Origin of the sequence: Kitasatospora sp. DSM 101779 (genome assembly GCF_025655475.1) — a bacterium.
Lineage (GTDB): Bacteria > Actinomycetota > Actinomycetes > Streptomycetales > Streptomycetaceae > Kitasatospora.
The window spans coordinates 1,164,344-1,179,766 of record NZ_JAHTIK010000001.1; the positions used below are offsets into that span (position 1 = coordinate 1,164,344).

The 15,423-nt window shown below is 73.6% G+C and carries 15 protein-coding genes and 1 pseudogene; 9 read left to right on the forward strand and 7 right to left on the reverse strand.

Going from position 1 to position 15,423, the window contains the following annotated elements; all coding sequences use genetic code 11:
• The first annotated feature begins 190 nt into the window (after positions 1-190).
• Positions 191-2,734, forward strand: a complete 2,544-nt coding sequence (locus tag KSNIM_RS05405; RefSeq protein ID WP_263102075.1) for a DEAD/DEAH box helicase — start codon at positions 191-193, stop codon at positions 2,732-2,734.
• 460 nt (positions 2,735-3,194) lie between these two features.
• On the opposite strand, the gene KSNIM_RS05410 is transcribed toward KSNIM_RS05405, so the two are convergent.
• Positions 3,195-4,058: a hypothetical protein gene (locus tag KSNIM_RS05410; RefSeq protein WP_263102076.1), complete on the reverse strand. Its 864-nt coding sequence runs from the start codon at positions 4,056-4,058 to the stop codon at positions 3,195-3,197.
• A gap of 199 nt (positions 4,059-4,257) precedes the next feature.
• Between KSNIM_RS05410 and bioB the strand changes: the two genes are divergently transcribed.
• The 3 genes from bioB to bioD are packed head-to-tail and all read left to right on the forward strand — an operon-like array spanning position 4,258 to position 7,522.
• Positions 4,258-5,490: a biotin synthase BioB gene (gene bioB, locus KSNIM_RS05415; RefSeq protein ID WP_263102077.1), complete on the forward strand. Its 1,233-nt coding sequence runs from the start codon at positions 4,258-4,260 to the stop codon at positions 5,488-5,490.
• Positions 5,490-6,785 carry an adenosylmethionine--8-amino-7-oxononanoate transaminase gene (locus KSNIM_RS05420; RefSeq protein WP_263102078.1) on the forward strand — a complete coding sequence of 432 codons (1,296 nt, stop codon included), beginning with the start codon at positions 5,490-5,492 and terminating at the stop codon, positions 6,783-6,785. Before bioB ends, KSNIM_RS05420 begins: the two co-directional genes overlap by 1 nt.
• Entirely contained in the window at positions 6,782-7,522 is a 741-nt protein-coding gene (gene bioD, locus KSNIM_RS05425) for a dethiobiotin synthase (protein WP_263102079.1), read from the forward strand. Before KSNIM_RS05420 ends, bioD begins: the two co-directional genes overlap by 4 nt.
• An 85-nt stretch (positions 7,523-7,607) precedes the next feature.
• Here the strand turns inward: bioD and KSNIM_RS05430 are convergent, their stop codons facing one another.
• The 4 genes from KSNIM_RS05430 to KSNIM_RS05445 all read right to left on the reverse strand — a co-directional run bounded on the left by KSNIM_RS05430 (position 7,608) and on the right by KSNIM_RS05445 (position 9,605).
• Complete coding sequence (locus tag KSNIM_RS05430) at positions 7,608-8,129, reverse strand: SRPBCC family protein (protein WP_263102080.1); 522 nt, start codon at positions 8,127-8,129, stop codon at positions 7,608-7,610.
• Complete coding sequence (locus tag KSNIM_RS05435) at positions 8,126-8,446, reverse strand: ArsR/SmtB family transcription factor (protein WP_263102081.1); 321 nt, start codon at positions 8,444-8,446, stop codon at positions 8,126-8,128. Before KSNIM_RS05435 ends, KSNIM_RS05430 begins: the two co-directional genes overlap by 4 nt.
• Positions 8,447-8,514: 68 nt before the next feature.
• Positions 8,515-8,823: an AzlD domain-containing protein gene (locus KSNIM_RS05440; RefSeq protein WP_263102082.1), complete on the reverse strand. Its 309-nt coding sequence runs from the start codon at positions 8,821-8,823 to the stop codon at positions 8,515-8,517.
• On the reverse strand, positions 8,823-9,605 hold the full coding sequence (locus KSNIM_RS05445) for an AzlC family ABC transporter permease (protein WP_317633992.1): 783 nt from the start codon (positions 9,603-9,605) through the stop codon (positions 8,823-8,825). Before KSNIM_RS05445 ends, KSNIM_RS05440 begins: the two co-directional genes overlap by 1 nt.
• A gap of 67 nt (positions 9,606-9,672) precedes the next feature.
• Here KSNIM_RS05445 and KSNIM_RS05450 point away from each other — a divergent pair, with 67 nt between their 5' ends.
• Positions 9,673-10,266, forward strand: a complete 594-nt coding sequence (locus KSNIM_RS05450) for a helix-turn-helix domain-containing protein (protein WP_411543662.1) — start codon at positions 9,673-9,675, stop codon at positions 10,264-10,266.
• 25 nt (positions 10,267-10,291) lie between these two features.
• On the opposite strand, the gene KSNIM_RS05455 is transcribed toward KSNIM_RS05450, so the two are convergent.
• Positions 10,292-10,717: a GNAT family N-acetyltransferase gene (locus KSNIM_RS05455; RefSeq protein WP_263102084.1), complete on the reverse strand. Its 426-nt coding sequence runs from the start codon at positions 10,715-10,717 to the stop codon at positions 10,292-10,294.
• Between the two features lie 131 nt (positions 10,718-10,848).
• Between KSNIM_RS05455 and KSNIM_RS05460 the strand changes: the two genes are divergently transcribed.
• Both KSNIM_RS05460 and KSNIM_RS05465 read left to right on the forward strand, forming a co-directional pair.
• Positions 10,849-11,571, forward strand: coding sequence for a class I SAM-dependent methyltransferase (locus KSNIM_RS05460; protein ID WP_263102085.1), 723 nt, complete (start codon positions 10,849-10,851; stop codon positions 11,569-11,571).
• A 269-nt stretch (positions 11,572-11,840) separates the two neighbouring features.
• Positions 11,841-12,998: an ROK family protein gene (locus KSNIM_RS05465; RefSeq protein WP_263102086.1), complete on the forward strand. Its 1,158-nt coding sequence runs from the start codon at positions 11,841-11,843 to the stop codon at positions 12,996-12,998.
• A 74-nt stretch (positions 12,999-13,072) separates the two neighbouring features.
• Here the strand turns inward: KSNIM_RS05465 and KSNIM_RS05470 are convergent, their stop codons facing one another.
• Positions 13,073-13,849, reverse strand: coding sequence for a GntR family transcriptional regulator (locus KSNIM_RS05470; RefSeq protein ID WP_263102087.1), 777 nt, complete (start codon positions 13,847-13,849; stop codon positions 13,073-13,075).
• Between the two features lie 255 nt (positions 13,850-14,104).
• On the opposite strand from KSNIM_RS05470, the gene KSNIM_RS05475 reads away from it, so the two are divergent.
• Both KSNIM_RS05475 and KSNIM_RS05480 read left to right on the forward strand, forming a co-directional pair.
• Positions 14,105-14,908, forward strand: coding sequence for an exodeoxyribonuclease III (locus KSNIM_RS05475; protein ID WP_263102088.1), 804 nt, complete (start codon positions 14,105-14,107; stop codon positions 14,906-14,908).
• Positions 14,909-15,000: 92 nt separating this feature from the next.
• A pseudogene (locus tag KSNIM_RS05480) lies at positions 15,001-15,270 on the forward strand (amino acid permease); the annotation flags it as partial.
• Positions 15,271-15,423: the final 153 nt, after the last annotated feature.

Here is a 15,423-nt window from a genome sequence, read left to right on the forward strand (position 1 = left end):
ATCCAGATGACGAATGGCGCCCCACGGGGTTACACCGGAGTTTCCGACGGGGATGATGGACGAACACGCCCGTTCCCGACGCCGCCCCGCCGGGGCGGCCGGGCGACGGCCGAACGGCGGCCGAGTAGCGGGTGAACAGCGGCCCGGGGGCGGCCCGGCGGGGATCGGCCCGGGAAGGGCTTTGCCCGGGATGATCCGGACCAGGCAAGATAGGCCGGTGACCCTCCTGGACCTGATGCCGAAGCCCGCCACCCCCGACGCCCTGTTCGAGACCTTCGCCGAGTGGGCGTCCGACCGCGGCATCACCCTGTACCCCGCCCAGGAGGAGGCGCTGATCGAGCTGGTCTCCGGGAACAACGTGATCCTGGCGACCCCGACCGGCTCCGGCAAGAGCCTGGTCGCCGCCGGCGCGCACTTCGCCGCGCTCGCCGAGGGCAAGCGAACGTTCTACACCGCGCCCATCAAGGCCCTGGTCTCGGAGAAGTTCTTCGACCTCTGCAAGATCTTCGGCACCGAACAGGTCGGCATGATGACCGGCGACGCGAGCGTCAATCCGACCGCGCCGATCATCTGCTGCACCGCCGAGGTGCTGGCGCAGATCGCGCTCCACGACGGCGAGCGGGCCGACATCGGCCAGGTCGTCATGGACGAGTTCCACTTCTACGCCGAGCCGGACCGTGGCTGGGCCTGGCAGATCCCGCTGCTGGAGCTGCCGCAGGTGCAGTTCCTGCTGATGTCCGCCACCCTCGGCGACGTCCGCCGCTTCGAGGACGACCTCACCCGGCGCACCGGCCGCCCGACCGTCGCCGTCCGCTCGGCGACCCGCCCGGTGCCGCTCTTCTACGAGTACCGGCGCACCACCCTGCACGACACCCTGGAGGAACTGCTCACCACCGGCCAGGCGCCGGTGTACGTCGTGCACTTCACCCAGAAGGAGGCGGTGGAGCGGGCGCAGTCGCTGATGAGCATCAACATGTGCACCAAGGCGGAGAAGGACGCCATCGCCGCCCTGATCGGCAACTTCCGCTTCACCACCAAGTTCGGCCGCAACCTCTCGCGCTTCGTGCGCCACGGCATCGGCGTGCACCACGCCGGCATGCTGCCGAAGTACCGCCGACTGGTCGAGCGGCTCGCCCAGGCCGGCCTGCTCAAGGTCATCTGCGGCACCGACACCCTCGGCGTCGGCGTCAACGTGCCGATCCGCACCGTGCTCTTCACCGCGCTCTCCAAGTACGACGGTCAGCGGGTGCGGGTGCTGCGGGCCCGCGAGTTCCACCAGATCGCCGGCCGCGCCGGCCGGGCCGGCTTCGACACCGTCGGGCAGGTGGTCGCGCAGGCGCCCGAGCACGTGGTCGAGAACGACAAGGCGCTCGCCAAGGCCGGCGACGACCCGAAGAAGCGCCGCAAGGTCGTCCGCAAGAGGGCCCCCGAGGGCTTCGTCGGCTGGACGGAGGAGACCTTCGAGCGGCTCATCGCCGCCGACCCGGAGCCCCTGGTCAGCCGGTTCAAGGTCAGCCACGCCATGCTGCTCTCGGTGATCGGCCGGCCGGGCGACGCCTTCGCCGCCATGCGCAAGCTGCTCACCGACAACCACGAGGACCGCGCGGCGCAGCGCCGGCACATCCGCTCGGCGATCGCGATCTACCGCTCGCTGCTGGAGGGCGGTGTCGTCGAGCAGCTCGACGAGCCTGACGCCGAGGGCCGCCGGGTCCGCCTCACCCTGGACCTGCAGGAGAACTTCGCGCTCAACCAGCCGCTCTCCACCTTCGCGCTGGCCGCCTTCGAGCTCCTCGACCAGGAGTCCCCCTCGTACGCGCTGGACGTGGTCTCCGTGGTCGAGGCGACCCTCGACGACCCGCGGCAGATCCTCGCCTCGCAGGAGAACAAGGCCCGCGGCGAGGCCGTCGGCGAGATGAAGCGCGACGGCATCGAGTACGAGGAGCGGATGGCCCGGCTCCAGGAGATCACCTACCCGAAGCCGCTGGAGGAGCTCCTCGGCCACGCGTACGAGGTGTACCGGCGGGCGCACCCGTGGATCGGCGACCACCCGCTGGCACCCAAGTCCGTCGTCCGCGACCTGTACGAGCGGGCGATGACCTTCACCGACTACGTGGGCTTCTACGAGCTCGCCCGGACGGAGGGCATCGTCCTGCGGTACCTGGCCAGCGCCTTCAAGGCGCTGGAGCAGACCGTCCCCGACGACATCAAGACGGACGACCTGAAGGACGTCATCGCCTGGCTCGGCGAGCTCGTCCGGCAGGTCGACTCCTCGCTGCTCGACGAGTGGGAGCAGCTCGCCAACCCGACCGAGCCGGAGGCCGCCGAGGTCAGGCTCGACGAGAAGCCGGCGCCGGTCACGGCGAACGCGCGGGCGTTCCGGGTGCTGGTGCGCAACGAGATGTTCCGCCGGGTGGAGCTCGCCGCACTGGAGCACTACGACGAGCTGGGCGAGCTGGACGGCGAGTACGGCTGGAACGGCGACCGCTGGGCCGACGCGATGGACGGGTACTGGGAGGAGTACGACGACCTCGGGACGGGGCCGGACGCGCGCGGGCCGAAGATGCTGCTGATCGAAGAGGTCGAGGACGAGGGCCTCTGGCGGGTCCGGCAGATCTTCGACGACCCGGCGGGCGACCGCGACTGGGGCATCAGCGCCGAGGTCGACCTCTACGGCTCGGACGAGGAGGGCCGCGCCGTCCTCCGCGTCACCGCCGTCGACCGCCTCGGCGGCTGACGCGACGGGACGACATAGGGGCGCGGGGAACTGCGCAAGCCGAGGGCGGTGCACTCCGCAGGTCGGGAGAGGCACACCAGGGGCGCGGGGAACTGCGCAAGCCGAGGGCGGTGCACTCCGCAGGTCGGGAGAAGCACATCAGGGGCGCGGGGAACTGCGCAAGCCGAGGGCGGTGCACTCCGCAGGTCGGGAGAAGCACATCAGGGGCGCGGGGAACGGCGCAAGCCGAGGGCGGTGCACTGTACGAGATCAGGCAGACCCTGGTCTGTGCAGTTCGCCCCATCCGGATTGCGCAGTTCCCCGCGCCCCTGATGGCTTACCCATGGCCGCACAGGTGGCCCCGCCAGGGCTGCACAGTTCCCCGCGCCCCTGATGGCTTAGCCATGGTCCGCACAGGTGGCCACGCCGCTGGTGGCTTGCCCGGAGCCCCGCAGTTCGCCGGGCCCCTGGAGGGCTGTCGCTACATCCAGAGGAAGGGGGCGCGGGCGGTGTAGGAGAGGACGCGGGCGGCCTTGTCCAGGGTCTGGTCGCCGGGGGCGAGGGTGGTGCGCTGGTCGGTGTAGCGGGAGACGGTGACGGTCAGGTAGTGGCCGACGGGCTCGACGCGGGCGACGCCGGCGGGCTTCGGCGGCGGTGTGGTCGCGGTGGGCGGCGGTGTGGTGCCGGCCGGGGAGCTCGGGGCGCCGGAGACGGCGGCCGAGGGGCTGCCCGTCGCGGCGGGCGAGGGCGTCGGGGACGGCGTCGGTGCCGGGGACTCGGCGGTGAGGAAGGCGAGTGCGGCCGGGTCGGCGAGCGCCTGCCGGGCCTTCTGCGCGCTCTTCTCGTCGGCGAAGCGGAGGATCGTGACGCTGCTGACGACCTGCTGGTCGGCGTTGGTGAAGGCGACGGAGAGGTACGCCTGGCAGCCGGTGTCCTTCAGCGGGTCCTTGTCAGGGGCGAGCAGGATCTCGGTGCAGTTGGTGCCCTCGCGGGCCGCCGTGCGGTGGGCCTGTACGCCGTTCTGGTCGACGGCGCGCTGGCCGGGGAAGTAGTGGTCGGCGGTGAAGGCCTGGGCTTCCGTCAGCGGCTGCTCGGAGGCGAGGCCGGGGGCCGGCTGGGACTTCTTGGTCTGGCCGCTGGTGCTGCCGAGTCCGGGTATGAGGTCGCCGGGGTTGGGGCGGCTGACCACCCAGCCGATGCCGGCTGCGGCGACGACGAGGGCGCACCAGAGGGCGGTGCGGCGGCGGCCGGGTCCGAGTCGGCTCGGTGCGGCGGGTGTCTCGCCGTCCTGGCCGGCCGCGGTCCGGTCGGCCGCGGTCTGGTCGGGCTCCCCCTGCGTGGTCATGCGGGAGATTGTAAGCAGATGATCAGTCGGGCCCGGACGGAGGGGCCTGCGGTGGGGGCGCTGCGCCCACGAAGGGGGCGTACGTGACCTGCGCCACTACCCTGTGCGGCGGGACTGTGACAACTCGCACACCGCCGAGCGGATCTTCTGGCGGGTTCCCTCTGGCGGAACGCGACGCGGCCCGGGCAGGATCGGGCGCATGGATCTGCTCGACACCCTCACCGCCAAGGGCCTGCGCCGGGAACTGCCCACCCGGGAGGAGGCGCTGGCCGTCCTCGCCACCACGGACGACGAACTCCTCGACGTCGTCGCGGCCGCCGGCAAGGTCCGCCGCCAGTGGTTCGGCCGGCGGGTGAAGCTCAACTACCTGGTGAACCTGAAGAGCGGTCTCTGCCCGGAGGACTGCTCGTACTGTTCGCAGCGGCTCGGTTCCAAGGCGGAGATCCTCAAGTACACCTGGCTGAAGCCGGAGCAGGCGGCCGAGGCGGCCGCCGCGGGTCTGGCCGGCGGCGCGAAGCGGGTCTGCCTGGTCGCCAGCGGCCGCGGCCCGACGGACCGTGACATCGACCGGGTGGCCGACACGATCGCCGCCATCAAGGACGCGAACGAGCAGGTCGAGGTCTGCGCCTGCCTGGGTCTGCTCTCTGACAACCAGGCGGAGCGGCTGAAGGCGGCCGGCGCCGACGCGTACAACCACAACCTCAACACCTCCGAGGCGACGTACGGCGACATCACCACCACCCACACGTACGCGGACCGGGTGGACACCGTGCAGAAGGCGCACGGCGCGGGCCTGTCCGCCTGCTCGGGCCTGATCGCGGGCATGGGCGAGAGCGACGAGGACCTGGTCGACGTGGTGTTCGCGCTGCGCGACCTCGGTTCGGACTCGGTGCCGGTGAACTTCCTGATCCCGTTCGAGGGCACGCCGCTGGCGCAGGAGTGGAACCTCAGCCCGCAGCGCTGCCTGCGCATCCTGGCGATGGTCCGCTTCGTCTGCCCGGACATCGAGGTGCGGATCGCCGGCGGCCGCGAGGTGCACCTGCGCTCGCTGCAGCCGCTGGGTCTGGAGATCGCCAACTCGATCTTCCTGGGCGACTACCTGACCAGTGAGGGCCAGGCCGGTCAGGCCGACCTCGACATGATCAAGGACGCCGGGTTCACCGTCGAGGGCGCGGACGAGCGGACCCTGCCGCGGCACCGCGCGGACGCCGTCGCAGGCGGCTGCGGCGGTGCCTCCGCATCGCCGTGCGGCACGGAGGCGCACGCCTGCGGCACCGGCGGCTGCGGTCCGTGCGGCGGACACGCGGAGCCGGCCGAGGCCGCGGCGGAGGTCAAGGACCTGATCGAGGCGGAGTCCTCGGACGAGGCTCGGACCGACCTGGTGCGGGTCCGCCGGCGCGGCGCGGGCACCGAGCTGGCCCCGAACGCCTGATGTCGGACGTGTCGCACCTGCTCGGCCTTGACCGGGCGCACGTCTGGCACCCGTACGGGCCGATGCCCGGCACCGTCACCCCGTACGTGGTGGAGTCCGCGTCCGGGGTGCGGCTGCGGCTCGCCGAACCGGCGGGCGGGCACCGGGAACTGATCGACGGCATGTCCTCCTGGTGGGCGGCGATCCACGGCTACCGGCACCCGGTGCTGGACGAGGCCGTGCGCGAGCAGCTCGGCCGGATGAGCCACGTGATGTTCGGCGGGCTCACCCACGAGCCCGCCGTCCGGCTGGCGGCGACGCTGGTGGACATCACCCCGGAGCCGCTGCGGCACGTCTTCCTCGCCGACTCCGGGTCGGTCGCGGTCGAGGTGGCGCTGAAGATGTGCCTGCAGTACTGGCAGTCGGTCGGCCGCCCGGCCAAGCGCCGGGTGCTGACCTGGCGCGGCGGCTACCACGGTGACACCTTCCACCCGATGTCGGTCTGCGACCCTGACGGCGGGATGCACCACCTGTGGGGCGGCGTGCTGCCCCGTCAGCTGTTCGTCCCGGAGCCGCCGGCCGGTTTCGACGCCCCGGTCGACGAGGCGTACGCGGGTCTGCTGGCCGACTTGGTCGAGCGGCACGCGGACGAGCTGGCCGCGATCATCGTGGAGCCGGTGGTGCAGGGCGCGGGCGGGATGCGCTTCCACTCCCCCGGCTACCTGCGGCTGCTGCGCGAGCTGTGCGACGAGCACGGCGTGCTGCTGGTCTTCGACGAGATCGCCACCGGTTTCGGCCGCAGCGGCGCACTGTTCGCCGCCGACCACGCCGGGGTGTCGCCGGACGTGATGTGCCTCGGCAAGGCGCTCACCGGCGGCTACCTGACGATGGCGGCGACACTGTGCACCGCGGAGGTCGCGGACGGCATCAGCCGCGGCGAGATGCCGGTGCTGGCGCACGGCCCGACGTTCATGGGCAACCCGCTGGCCGCGGCCGTCGCCAACGCCTCGATCGGGCTGCTACTCGGCCAGGACTGGCAGCTGGAGGTCAAGCGGATCGAGGCCGGGCTGGCCGCCGGGCTCGCCCCGGTCGCGGACGCCCCGGGTGTGCGGGAGGTTCGGGTGCAGGGCGCGATCGGCGTCGTCCAGCTGGACCACCCCGTGGACATGGCGGCGGCCACCGAGGCCGCCGCGCGCGAGGGCGTCTGGCTGCGGCCCTTCCGCGACCTCGTCTACACGATGCCGCCCTACGTGACGGACGATCAGGACCTGGCGCGGATCGCCGCCGGTGTCGCGGCCGCGGCGGTGGCCGGATGAGCGTGCTGTTCGTGACCGGCACCGGGACGGAGGTCGGCAAGACCGTCGTCACGGCGGCGGTGGCCGCCCTCGCCGACGGTCCGGTGGCCGTGCTGAAGCCCGGTCAGACCGGGGTCTCCCCCGCCGAGGCCGGCGACGTCGCCGAGGTCGTCCGGCTCACCGGGCGCCGCCTGACCGTCCGCGAGCTGGCCCGCTACCCCGAGCCGCTCGCCCCGGACACCGCGGCGCGGCGGGCCGGCCTGCCCGCCGTCCGCCCGCAGCAGGTCGCCGAGGCCGTCGCCGAACTGGCGGCGGACCACGCGCTGGTGCTGGTGGAGGGCGCGGGCGGGCTGCTCGTCCGCTACGACGAGGACGGGCACACCCTCGCGGACATGGCCGTCGCCGCGGCCGGGCTCGGCCTGGAGCCGTCCGTGCTGGTGGTGGCGACCGCCGGGCTGGGCACCCTCAACACCACGGCACTGACCGCGGAGGCGCTCGCCGCGCGCGGGCTGCGGCTGCACGGTGTGGTGATCGGCGCCTGGCCGGACCGGCCGGACCTGGCGATGCGCTGCAACCTCGCCGACCTGCCGGTGGCGTCGGGCGCGCCGTTGCTGGGGGCGCTGCCCGCCGGCTGTGCCGCGGCCGGCGGCGAGCCGTTCGTGTCGGCGGCCCGCGCCGCGCTGGCCCCGGCGCTCGGCGGCAGCTGGGACGCGGAGGCTTTCACCGCCGCGCACGCGGTGCCCGCACCGCGCGGATAGCACCACCTACCGGTGCGGCCCGGCTCCCGGCGGGAGCGGGGCCACACCGGCGGACGGTCACCGGCGGACGGTCGCCGGGAGGCGGTCACTGGGCGAGCGTCTTGCCCGTCTCCAGCAGCGACTTGAGGTCGCTGAGCACCCAGCTCCAGCCGCCGCCCCCGCCCATCTGCTCGTCGTCGTGGGCGCCGCTGACCAGGGAGGCGAGCTGCGGTGCGCCGGCCAGCTCGTGGGTCACCGTGAGCCGGGTGGAGCCGTTCTTCTCCGCCAGCTCGTAGGTGAGCCGGGTGAAGCCCTCGGCGGCCAGCTGCGGCTCCATGAGCATCCGCCAGGTCAGCACCAGCTTGCGCGGCGGATCGGCCTCGACCACCTCGCCGTCGATGACGGTCTCGGGGACGGGGAAGCCCATGGCCTTCGCACCCTCGACCATGGCCGGGCCGGGCCGGGTGCGGTAGGCGGCACCCGGGGTGAGGTCGTAGTCGGTGAGGCCGCCGTAGCCGTAGCGGTCGGTCCACTCGGGCTTGGTGATGGCGTCCCACACCTGCTCGGGGGCGGCCTTGATGTAGACGCGGTAGACCTGGGTGGTCGCCGCGTTCTCGGTCCCGCTCATGAGTCCTTCTCCAACTCTGCCTTGAGCTCGGTCAAAGCGGTCACGTGGCGTTCGGTGTACTTGTCGATCCAGCGGTCGTGGATCAGCCGGATCGGCACGGGGTTGAGGAAGTGGAGCTTCGCGCGGCCCGACTTGCGGGACACCACGAGGCCGGCGTCCTCGAGGACGCGCAGGTGCTTCATGACGCCGAACCGGGACATCTCCAGCTCGGACTCCAGCTCGGTGAGCGTCCGCCCGTCACGGGCGAACAGCAGGTCGAGCAGGAACCGGCGGGTCGGATCGGCGAGCGCCTTGAACACCAGGTCGTCGTCGGACACGGAACCAGGATAGGTGACCATTTGGTCACATGTCTACCGGGACGCGCGGCATCGTCTCCCCGCGCCGGTCAGGCCACGCCGCAGAGCCGCAGGACCGCCGTCGTCCCGGCCGCCGCCACGACGACCAGCGGGAAGGGGGCGCGACGCAGCACCAGGACTCCGGCGACCAGCACCCCGGCCGGGCGGGCCCAGCCGGCGAAGCCCCGGGCCTGGGTGAGCGCCGCGGTCGCCACCAGGGCGATCAGCAGCACGGCGGTGGCGGTGGAGAGCAGTCGCTCCAGGCCCTCGGAGAGGTGCAGCCGGTCGCGGAGCACCGGACCGGCGAGGCGGAAGCCGTAGGTGCCGGCGGCGAGCAGCAGGATGGCGAAGAGCGGCATCAGCGGGCCTCCGCCAGGGGTTCGGGCCGGCGCTCGGACCGGGGCTCGTGCTCCTGCTCGGCCTCGCGCTGCGGCTCGGCCTCGGACCCGGAGGTCCGGGCCGGGGTGCGGCGCAGTGCGGCCCGGGCGGCCGGGACGAGCGCGAGCAGCGCCAGCAGCACGGGCAGCCCGGCCGGCAGGAAGGGCGTGGCGGCGACCGCGACCGCCGCGCCGGCCACCGCCGGGTTGCGGACGGACCGGTCGGCGAGGGAGGGCAGCACCAGGGCCAGCAGCACGGCGGGGAAGGCCGCGTCCAGCCCGAGCGCGTCGGTGTCGCCGATGGCGCCGCCGGCCAGCGCGCCGAGCAGGACGGCGATGTTCCACACCACGAACAGGGCGACGCCGCAGATCCAGAAGGCGGCACGGCGGGCCTTCGGGTCGCGCTGCAGGAGGGTGAACGCGGCGGACTCGTCGGTGAGCACGTGAGCGCCGAGCAGCTTGGCCCGCCAGCCCCCACCGAGCACGTCGGCGACGGCGAAGCCGAAGGGCAGCAGCCGCGCGTTGAGGACCAGGCCGGTGACCACCGCGGCGATCGGGCCGCCGCCGGCGAGCGCGACGCCGACCGCGGCGAACTGCGAGCCGCCGGCGAAGACCAGCAGGGACATGGCGACCGGCACCCAGGCCGGCAGCCCGCCGGAGACGGCGATCGCGCCGAAGGAGGCGCCGACGAGGGCGTCGGCGAGACAGACCAGGGCGATGTGGCGGAGCGTGCCGCGATCGAGTGTTCGCATTGCCGAACGCATGTCCATTAGAATGAACAGCAACCTCGGCGTTCGTCAAGCCGAACGGACAGCAGTCTGGAGCGAACACGTGGACAACCCGGACGACGCACCGGTATCCGGCGGGCACCGGTCCTCCCTCGACCTGATCGCCCTCATCTCCGCCTCGATCCGCCGCGAGCGCGAGCGGGCCGGGCTCTCCATGGCCGAGCTGGCCCGCCGGGCGGGCATCGCCAAGTCCACGCTCTCGCAGCTGGAGGCCGGCGCCGGGAACCCGAGCGTGGAGACGCTGTGGGCGCTCGGCGCGGCCCTCGACGTGCCGTTCAGCCGCCTGGTCGACCCGCCGCGGCCGCAGGTGCGCATCGTCCGGGCCGGCGAGGGGCCGGTCACCTGGTCGGAGCGGGCCGACTACGCGGCCACCCTGCTCGCCTCCTGCCCGCCGAACGCCCGCCGGGACATCTACCGGATCGACGCCCAGCCCGGCGGCGTCCGGCGCTCCGACCCGCACCTGCCCGGCTCGGTGGAGCACGTGGTGATCGGGACCGGCCGGGCCCTGGTCGGCCCGGCGGCGGCCCCGGTCGAGCTCGGCCCGGGCGACTACATCGCCTACCCGGGCGACGCGCCGCACGTCTTCGAGGCGCTGGAGCCGGACACCACGGCGACGCTCACCATGGAGCACGTCTGACCGGGCGGCCGGGGCGCCCGGGCCCTCAGCCCGCCAGCGGGCGCACCCAGCGGCGCCAGTCCTCCTCGCGCCGGTAGCCCGCACCGGCCCAGGCGCCCTGGCCGAGGGCGTTGCGCTCCAGCACCATGGCGTCCGCCCGGCGGCCGCCCAGCGCGGCGAACCTCGCCTCGGCCGCCGCGATCAGCGCGCCGCCGACCCCGCGGCGGCGCAGCTCCGGCGCCACCGCCAGCCGGTAGAGGTGGCAGCGCCAGCCGTCGAAGCCGGCGATGACGGTGCCCGCGAGCACCCCGTCGAGTTCGGCGACCAGCAGGGCCTGCGGGTCCCGTTCGATCAGCCGGGCCACCCCGGCCTCGTCGTCGGTGATGCTGGCGCCCTCGGCGGCCCGGGCCCAGAAGGCGAGCAGGGCGGGGATCTCGTCGGGGCGGGCGGTACGGATCGCGATATCGGTCATGCGCCCCTGTCTAACAGCCGCGCTCCGGCCCTACGCGACATTCCACAAGGTGGGACGGCGCGGGCTGACCTCGTGTCACCGGTCCCGTAGGCTCGGGCACCCCGCCTGTGCGACACCCCGCGAGGAGCACCGTGCCGACCGCACCCACCACAGCCCCTTCCGCAGACCCTTCCGCAGACCCCACCACCGGCTCCGCCCCGGCCGACTCCGCCACGGCGGAGGAGTTCGTCCGCGCGCAGACCGCGCTCGGCGCGGTCCCCTTCGTGCCCGAGGTCAGGCTGCACCTGGCCGAGGAGGCGATCGGGCTGTGGGAGCGCACCGAGTCGGCGAAGGGCGAGATCGGGCTGCCGCCGCCGTTCTGGGGGTTCGCCTGGGCCGGCGGCCAGGCCGTCGCCCGGTACGTGCTCGACCATCCGGAGACCGTGGCGGGCCGGACGGTCCTGGACCTCGCCGCCGGCTCCGGACTGGTCGGCATCGCCTGTGCCCTGCGCGGCGCCGCCGCCGTGACCGCCGCCGAGATCGACGCGTACGCGGTCGCCGCGATCGGCCTCAATGCCGCGGCGAACGGCGTGCCGATCGAGGCGCGCTGCACCGACCTGCTGCCGGGCGACGGCTCGCCCGCCGAGGTCGTGCTGGCCGGCGACGTCTTCTACGAACGGGCGATGGCCGACCGGGTGCTCCCGTTCCTTCAGCGCGCCCGGGCGCGCGGCGCCCTGGTGCTGGTCGGCGACCCGGGCCGGGCGTACCTGCCGCGCGAGCACTTCACCGAGGTCGCCTCCTACCGGGTGCCGGTGGTGGCCGATCTGGAGGACGCTCCGGAGAAGACCTCGGTGGTGTGGCGCCTCGACGGCTGAGCCCCACTCGGCCCGGGCCGTCCGCTCATCGGCGGCCGGCCGCGCCGGAGCGTCTCCGCCTTCGTACCGTTTCCATACCGAATACGTGATGAGCTGCGGAAACGCTCGCGGCCCGAGGGGTGCCCGAGTACCATCCCGGCTGATGCCCCGGGGTGCGCGCGCCGTTGTGCCGTGCTGCCCCGCGGCGGACTCTCGCGGGGCAACGGAGGTCACCGCGCACTCGGCACCGCGCGCCAGAGCTGTCGCGCGAACGCGGGAAGGGCAGCGACTTGGCGGATCGGCTCACCGGAGGCGACTCCTCGCTGCTGCGTCGGATCAACGCGGCGGTCACCCTGCGGGCGCTGCGCGCCGGACAGACCGTCACCCTGACGCAACTCGTCGGCGAGACCGGGCTCTCCCGGCCGACCGTCGAGGGCGTCATCGAGGGCCTGATGGAGTCCGGGCTGGTCGCCGAGGTCGAACACGGCCAGGACGGCGGCCGCCGCGGCCGGCCCGCCCGCTGGTTCCGGTTCCGCGCCGAGGCCGGGCACGCGCTCGGCATCGAGATCGGCGTGCACGACGTCCGGGTGGTGCTGGCCGACCTGAGCGGCGAGATCCTCGCCGGGCACGCCAAGCCGGTGGACGAGGCCCTCGACGCCGAGGAACGGCTCGGCGTCATGCGGACCACCGTCGCCGAGGTGCTCCGCAAGACCGGCGTCTCCCGGGACAGTCTGTGGGCGGTCGCCGTCGGCACCCCCGGCATCGTCGACGGTGAGGGCACCGTCCGGCTCAGCACCGCCATGCCCGGCTGGACCGGCCTCGACCTCGGCGCCCGGCTGCGCCGCTCGTTCCGCTGCCCGGTCGTCATCGAGAACGACGCCAACCTCGCCGCCATCGCGGAGCACTGGAAGGGCGCCGCGGTCGGCAAGGGCGACGTGGTCTTCGTCATGGCCGGCCTCAGCCCCGGCGCCGGCTCGCTGATCAACGGGCGGCTGCACCGCGGGTACGGCGGAGCCGCCGGCGAGATCGGCGCCCTGCACCTGCTCGGTCAGGAGGCCACCCCGGAACGGCTGCTCTCCACCACCGGCAAGCCGCTCGACCCGCTGGACGAGGCCGCGGTCGCCCGGGTGCTGCGGCTGGCCCGGGAGGGCGACGAGGTCGCCAAGGACGCCATGGACCGCTTCCTGGGCCGGCTGGTGCACGACGTGGCGGCGCTCGTCCTCGCCCTGGATCCGCAGTTGGTGGTGGTCGGCGGCTGGGCGGCCGGACTGGACGGCGTCCTGGAGCCGCTGCGCGAGCGGCTAGGCCGGTTCACCCTGCGGGCACCGGAGGTGGCGCTGGCCGCGCTCGGCACCGAGGTCGTGGCCACCGGCGCGCTGCGGGTGGCACTGGACCACGTGGAGGAGCAGCTGTTCGCAGTCGACCCGCCGGGAGCCGGCCCGCGCTGACCCGGCGTCCGGGCACACGCGGGAAGGCGGGCCGTCCGGGGTCGGACGGCCCGCCATCTGTCGTCGAACGGGTGTCAGGCGGAGCGGACCGCCTCGACCGGGGTGACCTCGACGGCGCCGGTCTCGCCGAAGGTGAGCTTGCAGGTGTCGGCACGGTAGGTGCAGACGGCGCGGGCGATGTGCCGGCCGGCGGACGCGTACACGGTGGTGACCACCAGCACCGGGGTGCCCGGCGGACGCTCCAGCAGGGCGGCCTGCTCGGCCTCGGCGACGCCCAGCTCGACCGTGCGGGACTCGCCGTCGACGCCGCAGCGCTCCAGCTGCCGCAGCACCGAACGGGCACGCTCGCCCTCGGCCGGCGAGCCGACCAGCTGCGGCAGCGCGGGCAGGTGCGGCACCGCGGAGTCGGGGACGTGCAGCGACTCGGTCGCCATCACCCGGCCCTGGACGAGGCGCACCCGGCGCACGGTGTGCACCGTCTCGCCCGGCAGGACGCCCAGCTCGGCGGCCAGCCGGGCCGGGGCGGGGGCGCTGGTGCAGTCGACGATCCGCCAGGACTGGTTGCGCGAGGCGCTGGGCCAGCCCTCCTCGCTGCTGCTCACCGGGACGCCGACCCGCGGGGCGGCGATCACGGTGCCGATGCCGCGGCGGCGGACCAGCCGGCCCTCCAGCTCCAGCTGGTCGAGGGCCTGGCGCAGCGTCGCCCGGGCCACGCCGAAGCGGGCGGCGAGCTCGCGCTCGTTGGGGAGCACCTGGCCGGCGGAGAACTCCGAGTCGATGGTGCGCACCAGGACGGTGCGCAGGTGCCAGTACTTCGGCTCGGGAGCCGCCGCGAGCTGTCCTTGCGCCACCGTGTCCTCCGCCCTGAAGGTGTGGGGCCGCCCGGTCCCTCCCCGGTTTCGGCAGGTGGGGAGGGTGGGCTTTATCCGTCCTTCTTTATTAAAGGTCTTTGCAGTAAGCAGACCCTAGGGGGTGGCGGAGGAGATGGTCAAGACCAATGACCGGGCTTGACCGGAACACCGACACTCGCCGACCGTTCGTGATCTGCGACACAGTGGGACCCGACCGCTTCGGCGGACCGCCGGGGCGGCGGGTACCCTCCCGGGGTGATCGTGGTTTCGACAGTCAACGTCAACGGCATCCGGGCGGCCGCCAAGAAGGGCCTCACCGAGTGGCTCGCCGGCACCAAGGCCGACGTCGTCTGCCTGCAGGAGGTCCGCGCCGAGGCCGACCAGCTGCCGGCCGAGATCAAGGACCTGGAGGGCTGGCACGCGGTCTGGGCGCCGGCCGCCGCCAAGGGCCGGGCCGGGGTGGCGGTGCTCTCCCGCCGCGCGCCGGAGCGGACCGCGATCGGCTTCGGCTCCACCGAGTTCGACAGCTCCGGCCGGTACGCCGAGATCGATCTGCCGGGGCTCACGGTCGCCAGCCTGTACCTCCCCTCCGGCGAGGTCGGCACCGCGCGCCAGGACGAGAAGGAACGCTTCATGGCGGAGTTCCTCGTCCACCTCGACAGCCTGAAGCGGCGGGCCGCCGAGGAGGGGCGCGAGGTGCTGGTCTGCGGCGACTGGAACATCGCCCACCGCGCCGAGGACCTCAAGAACTGGCGGGCCAACCAGAAGAACGCCGGCTTCCTCCCCGAGGAGCGCGCCTGGCTGACCCGGCTCTTCGACGACGTCGGCTACGTGGACGTCGTGCGCGCCCTCCACCCCGACCAGGCCGGCCCCTACACCTGGTGGTCCTACCGCGGCCGCGCCTTCGACAACGACTCCGGCTGGCGGATCGACATGATTTGCACAACGGAGGGTATCGCGCGCCGCTGCACCGAGGCATACGTGGAGCGAGCGGCCTCCCACGCCGAGCGCTGGTCCGACCATGCCCCCGTCACGGCGGTCTTCGACCACAAGTTCTGACCCAGTGAGCCGGCATCGCCGGGAGCCGGGAACCGGTGGAAGAACCCCGCGCGGGGTCGCCACAGCAGATCAAGGCGACCACCAACCCTAACCTGTGGGGCGACCTCCTGCCCCTGAAGATCGTCTTCTCCCCCTGTCGCGCGATCGTCGCACCTCTGGTCAACTACGTCGAGTCGCTGCACCACCAGCGCCCGGACCTCACCCTGACCGACATCCTCCCGGAGATCGTCGTACGACACCGGCGCCACCGTCTCCTGCACAGCCGACTCGCGGCTCGGCTGCGGAGGGCGCTGCGTCCCCTGCCGAAAATCTTCGTCACGACCGTCCCGTTCCACGTGCAGCACAGCGGCGGCACCGGGTGACCCGATGCGTCCGGCCGCACACAGCGGCACCTCCGCTTCGTCGGGCTACCGGGACGGTTTCCTCGTCCGCCTCGGAAAGGCCTGCCCTCGGGAAGGCCGGGCGCACCGGACCGTGCCCCGGGCCGGCCAGGGCACGGAGGTGGACACCGGGCC

Excerpts from the sequence above, each read along its gene's own strand:
- KSNIM_RS05405 (WP_263102075.1), top strand. The coding sequence starts at position 191 with ATGATCCGGACCAGGCAAGATAGGCCGGTGACCCTCCTGGACCTGATG.
- KSNIM_RS05420 (WP_263102078.1), top strand. The coding sequence starts at position 5,490 with ATGTCGGACGTGTCGCACCTGCTCGGCCTTGACCGGGCGCACGTCTGG.
- KSNIM_RS05440 (WP_263102082.1), bottom strand. The coding sequence starts at position 8,823 with ATGCCGCTCTTCGCCATCCTGCTGCTCGCCGCCGGCACCTACGGCTTC.
- KSNIM_RS05445 (WP_317633992.1), bottom strand. The coding sequence starts at position 9,605 with ATGCGTTCGGCAATGCGAACACTCGATCGCGGCACGCTCCGCCACATC.
- bioD (WP_263102079.1), top strand. The coding sequence starts at position 6,782 with ATGAGCGTGCTGTTCGTGACCGGCACCGGGACGGAGGTCGGCAAGACC.
- bioB (WP_263102077.1), top strand. The coding sequence starts at position 4,258 with ATGGATCTGCTCGACACCCTCACCGCCAAGGGCCTGCGCCGGGAACTG.
- KSNIM_RS05455 (WP_263102084.1), bottom strand. The coding sequence starts at position 10,717 with ATGACCGATATCGCGATCCGTACCGCCCGCCCCGACGAGATCCCCGCC.
- KSNIM_RS05430 (WP_263102080.1), bottom strand. The coding sequence starts at position 8,129 with ATGAGCGGGACCGAGAACGCGGCGACCACCCAGGTCTACCGCGTCTAC.
- KSNIM_RS05410 (WP_263102076.1), bottom strand. The coding sequence starts at position 4,058 with ATGACCACGCAGGGGGAGCCCGACCAGACCGCGGCCGACCGGACCGCG.